Source organism: Paraburkholderia sp. SG-MS1 (genome assembly GCF_012275575.1).
Classification (GTDB): Bacteria; Pseudomonadota; Gammaproteobacteria; order Burkholderiales; family Burkholderiaceae; genus Paraburkholderia.
The window spans coordinates 1-5,498 of sequence record NZ_NPIH01000269.1; the positions used below are offsets into that span (position 1 = coordinate 1).

2 protein-coding genes, 1 pseudogene and 1 other annotated feature are annotated in these 5,498 nt (G+C 60.7%); all 3 genes and pseudogenes read right to left on the bottom strand.

Translation table 11 applies throughout. The features are described from left to right. Positions 1-221 (bottom strand): annotated as a pseudogene (locus CIC12_RS27375) (TRAP transporter substrate-binding protein); the annotation flags it as partial. A gap of 545 nt (positions 222-766) precedes the next feature. Next, positions 767-1,690 carry a LysR substrate-binding domain-containing protein gene (locus CIC12_RS27380; protein ID WP_168668809.1) on the bottom strand — a complete coding sequence of 308 codons (924 nt, stop codon included), beginning with the start codon at positions 1,688-1,690 and terminating at the stop codon, positions 767-769. A gap of 350 nt (positions 1,691-2,040) precedes the next feature. Next, positions 2,041-2,157, bottom strand: a sequence feature (AL1L pseudoknot). Positions 2,158-2,458: 301 nt separating this feature from the next. Beyond that, positions 2,459-5,498: autotransporter domain-containing protein (locus CIC12_RS27385; RefSeq protein WP_168668807.1), on the bottom strand; the 3,040-nt coding region annotated here is incomplete at its 5' end.

The window sequence follows — 5,498 nt, forward strand, 5'->3', positions numbered from 1 at the left end:
GAACCCAGCGCGCTGTTGCCGAAGACCTTCACGGAATCCTTGCCGCCGGTCGCCTTGTTGATCTGTTCGCCCATGTACTTCACGGCCATGTTGGTCGGATAGGTGTCGCTATGGACGTCCGCTACGCGAAAGACTCGCGCTTGTGCCGAACCGGTACTGAATGCCAGTAAAGAGGCCGCGATAATCATCGGGAAACGGAAAGAGGCAAATTTCATTTTCATCATGACATTTCTAAATAGATCAGCCAACGGATTGCGGATTCGATGACACGGTTTCAAGACGCCTTGCGGCGGAAAAGACGCGAGTTTTTTTCACTCACGTGTTTCGAAAAAACGCTCAAGTTGTACGACGACTTACAAATTCTATAAAGCTCGATTTGGCTTGTATAGACCGTGTTTACCCGCTGAGAGACGCGACAAGCCCTGAGAGCGGGGATTGTTTGACATCTTGACGCCTCGCAAGCTGACATTAGAACGAGATCAAGCACGCTCACGTTATACGATGACTGCGCTCTGCTGAAAGCCGTCATGATTCGAATTCGGGGCGGGTAAATCGAGCAATTCGCCGAACCTGTTTATCCGCGTCTATGCGGCAATGGATACGCGGCAAACCAGAAGCGGCAAAGATTCGCGGGCGGGCAATCGATTTCAACCTGGCCAAAGCCGGGATAACAGGCGTCTAGCGGCTATGCCAATACCGTGTTCAATCAGATCGGCGCTATTCGGGTCCACGCCGAAACTTCACTGCCAAAGAGCGAAGCTAACGTTTATCCCGATCGCGCCACAGGCGTGCGAGCGAACTCCGTTTCCTTCACGGCTTCGGCGAGATAGTCGACGAAGGACGCGATCCGTGCCGATATCGCGGTGTTGCGATAGTAGACGGCGTGGATGGGTTGCCGGACTTCCCGGGTCTGCCGCGCGAAAAGCTGGACGAGCTTGCCCTCGCGACGGTCCCGTCCCGTCATGAAGTCGGACAGGCAGACGATGCCCGCGCCCTCCAGCGCCAGCTGCCGCAGCGTTTCCCCGCTGGACGACGCGATGCCCGGCTCGATCCGCAATAGCTCGTTGTCGGCCCCGACGATCGGCCAGACGTTAAGCGATTCGGGTTGAGTAAACCCGAGCAGCGAATGCCTGGCGAGTTCGTCGACACGTTTCGGATGTCCATGCTTCTTCAGATAGTCCGGCGCCCCCAGAACCCGTATCCGGCTGCTGCCGACCGGACGGCTGTGCAGCGTCGAATCCTTCAGCTTGCCGATACGGATGGCGACGTCGGTACGGCGTTCGAGCAGATCGATGATGCCTTCGTTGCTGTTCAATTCGAGTTCGATCTGCGGATACAGCGCGCGGTAGCCCGCCACCAGCGGCACGATCACATGGAGCATGAACGGCGTCGCAGCATCGATGCGCAGACGCCCGGAAGGCCGCTCCCGGCGAGCCGCGAGTTGTTCTTCAGCACTCTCCACCGCATCGATGATCTCGCGGGCATTTTGCAGGAAAGACTTGCCCTCTTCCGTCAACTCCAGGCGCCGGGTCGTCCGGCGCAACAGTGTGGTTTTCAGCTTTTCTTCGAGCCTGCCCAGCGTCCGGCTCGCGCCCGACACGGTCTGCTCCAACTGCTCGGCCGCGGCGGTGATCGAACCGGTGTCGACCACACTGGCAAAGGTCCGCAATTCGTCGAGGGTAACTTTCATCTTTGATCGGAAATCAAAAGTGTTTCGTTTATAGACCAGTTTCTCCGCAAAAGTAAACAAGGCACACTTCGCCTCCATCGCCGGACCTGGTTGAGGCGCTTCACCATGAACCCGTCATCTGCCGCGCCGCACACCCGGCAGACCCAGCTCCTTTATCAACCGCTTCCCCGTGCAGCTGGCCACCTGGGTGCCTTCGCGTGCGAGTTGCCGCCAGACCTTGCGTACCCGGACTCCTGAAAGTTCTCCTCCACGCGCGCGCCCGACCTTCCCGCACAGCATCGCGTCACGCACGGCCCGCGTGGGCAGGCGTGCTGGATCGGCGCGCCGGGCCACATACCGGTAATGGCCGACGGGGCAATCGGCAGCACCTTGCAGATTGGATCGACCTCATAGCGTTGCCGGTGATTATCAATGAACGCGACCCATACCTCGGTCGGCGGTCGAACTCTGCCTGTGCGAAATACGCCGATGCGTTGCGCAGAATTTCACTGGCCGGCGCAGTTCACGGTCCTCCCGTTCCAGTTCTTTGAAGTGTTCCTGATCCTCGGCGCTGCGGTCACCCAGTCGCGCAGCGCCTCACCTGAGCAGCCCATCCTGGTGGCAATCGACGCGATCACCTTCCATTGCGAGTCGTGTTTACCTCGATGCTCAGGGACCATCCGGACCGCCGGTCAAGCCCGTTCGGTGGGTGTTCCTTTTCTCCATAACGGGTCTCGCGATTTGTCTGCGGGTAGTCCTCCCTTTATGGCTGTTACAGCGGCAAAACCTTCAGAAACGGACCTTGAGGGTCCCCCGCGCGCTTTGGTTAGTGGTGCCACTACCAAACTGACCACTGTAGATCACGCCAACCGACGCATTGCGTGTCACCTGAAAATCCAGCCCGGCCTCCACGAGTGCCGCGTTGCGTGCCAGCGGCACACCAGCGACGGTAAAAGGATTGCTGCCAGCAAATTGCAATGTCGACACCGGCGCGACATTCCCCAATGCGTGTCGCCACCCAAGTGTGCCGCTGGCCGTCGCCACCGTTCCGTTGCGCAACTCGAAGTCCATTGCTCCTCTCAGCCCTAGCGTCGAGAAGGTCGAGTTCGTGCTACCGTTTTCGCCGGCCAATGCCGCCGCACCGCCTTGCTCATTGAAACTGCTGGTGCGCAGGTTGACATAGGCGATGCTCGCAAACGGCTCTAGCGCCGCATGTTCTACCGCGATCCGGTAACCTATGTCGCCGAATACCTGCATTGTGTGAGCGCTGTAGTCCCCCTTCAAATTGTCCGCATAGCCGGCAAAGGCAGGGGAACGATCCGTACTGATCGAATGCCATGTATAGGCCGCGCCCGCCCGCACACCTACGTTGCCCAATTGCGTACCGCCGTAGAGACCAACGTGATAGTTGTCACTGCTCGCCGACGAATTTCGGTCATCGACATTAAAACTTCCCCCGCTATAGCCGGCCAGCGCACCGATTCGCCATTGCTGCGCGATGGTCGTGTCCGCGCCAACCAGGAACCCGCCGAGGTTCTGCCGCAAAGTGGCCGCATTGCCGTCGCTGTTCATGTGTCCCCACGCACCCAGGACACGCGCCCACATCACCGGATCAGTCGAGTGCGCCGCGCATTCACTACTGGCGGAGGCCGTCGCGTCCGTCAGGCGTGCGGTGGCAAGCTGGTTTGCGGCATCTGGCATGCAGAAGCTGTGCCGGACGCGGTCAACCGCGGCATCGCGGATATAGCGACTGTCTTCGATCAAGGCTGACTTGATGGAGGCGTGAATTTCGCCGGAAAGCTGATTGAAGGCACCGCGCGCATCGGCATCGGTCGAGAGCGCGGCAACTGCGTCTTTTACCTGGTTTCCGTCAGGCATGCTCTGCAGCGCATAAGCAGTGGCGATCTCATTGGGCGTTCCGGCTGCATCGACAAAGTTGCGGACCCGCACCGGGGTGAGATACACGTTGTTGGCATCATACGAGTCAATCAGAGCATAGAAGGCGCTATTGATATCTCCAGTGAGGGTGTAGGTGCCCGTCACGCCGCCGATGGCGGTGAGTACGGTGTAGTGCGAGTTCACCGAATACTGCCCAGGAGCAATCTTGACCACGTCGAGAATGGCACCTTGGGCAAGCGTGGCGGCGCCGTTGACCCGGATCAGGTCGGAGGCCGTGCTGGCTGGGTTCACCTGCGCCTGATAGACAGAACCTGCAGCTTGGGAGTACGCGCCGTTGACGCTGAGTGTGCCAATGGAGTTTCCGGGGGCAATCGTGCCACCCGAAAGAATGGCGGTGCGGCCAATCGATCCATTACCTCCTAAGGTAGCGCCGTTTTGAACAGTGACTGCGGAGCCGGCAAGCGCGCCATTTACGCTGAGCAAGCCGCTCGCCACAGTGGTTGGCCCGGACAGTGTGCTGATCCCTGTCAGATTGAGGGCGCCTGCACCCGCTTTCGTAAAGGTGCCGGTCCCGTCGATGGCATTGGCGAAGACGGCATTGTCGGGTTGATTAATGACGAGCGCGGCATCATCAAGAATAGTGCCCGTGCCGAAGCTGGCGGCGGAGCCGGTCAACGTGCCGGACGAGATTGTGGTGCCACCGGCGTAAGTGTTGACACCCGCCAAAGTCAGCGCCCCGGCGCCTGTCTTGGTCAGGTTGCCAGCACCGACGATTACACCGGAGAAAGTGGTGTCGGCCGTGTTATTGGCAGTCAGCACCGTCGTGCCAAGCGTGCCCAGATTAATGGTGCCTGCCCCCGACAGGTTGTTCGCCGTCTGCGCGAAGTCGTTCAGCGCGAGTGTCGCCCCACTGTTGATGGTGACTGCCGAACTCGTGGCGAACGCGTTGGCGATACCCATCGCCAGTGTGCCGCCATTGACGGTCGTCAAGCCCGTATAGGTGTTGGGCGCCGACAGCGTCAGGCTGCCCGCGCCGTCCTTGGTCAGGTCCATGCCGTTCCAGCCGGTCGCCGAGGCAGCCTCGTCCGCCAGCACCACGTCGACATTGAACGCGTCCGTTGGACTGGTCAGCGTGAAGGTGCCGTTGCCGTTGGTCACGCCCGCCTGCCAGGTCAGGCCGAAGCCGACGTTGTAATCGAGGTTGCCCGCGCTTCGGGTAACCGCCAGCGTCAGATAATCCACCGGGCTCGTCGCCCCGCCGAGACTGACCGAACTGAAGTCGCCGGTGATGCCGCCCGTCGTGTGAATGAGCGTGAACTCGGTGGCAGGCAGCCCGCTCGCGGATGAAGGCTCTGTGCCCGAGACACCGGCGATGTTCAGGGTACCGTCAAGCGTCGCACTTCCTGCCGTGATGACCGGGTTATTGGCAGCCAGCGTGACATCCAGCGTCGAGCCCGAAGACTGCGTAAATGCACCGCTCACCGCCAGTCGCGATGCGCCGTCGATGGCCGTGGTTGCACCCGTCTGAGTCGTGTAGTCCGCCGCGTCAAAGGCGCCGCCCTGACTCAGATGCAATGTGCCGGCGTTGACCGTGACCGTTCCCTGGCTCGAACCGCTCGCGCTCAGGGAAGCCATGCCCGCGCCTGTCTTGGTCAGGCTGCCCGCGCCGGACAGGGGGTTAGCCAGCGTGCTGTCGTTGGCGAAGTCCAGTTGCAGGACCGCGCTGTTGCTGACCGCGCCTGTGCCCAAGGCGTTCCCATTCGTGGCCACCAGCGTCCCGGCGGTGATCGTTGTACCACTGACGTAAGTGTTGGCACCCGTCAGGGTCAACGCCCCGGCGCCTGTCTTGGTCAGGTTGCCAGCACCGCCGATTACACCGGAGAAAGTGGTGTCGGCCGTGTTATTGGCAGTCAGCACCGTCGTGCCAAGC

Excerpts from the sequence above, each read along its gene's own strand:
- CIC12_RS27380 (WP_168668809.1), bottom strand. The coding sequence starts at position 1,690 with ATGAAAGTTACCCTCGACGAATTGCGGACCTTTGCCAGTGTGGTCGAC.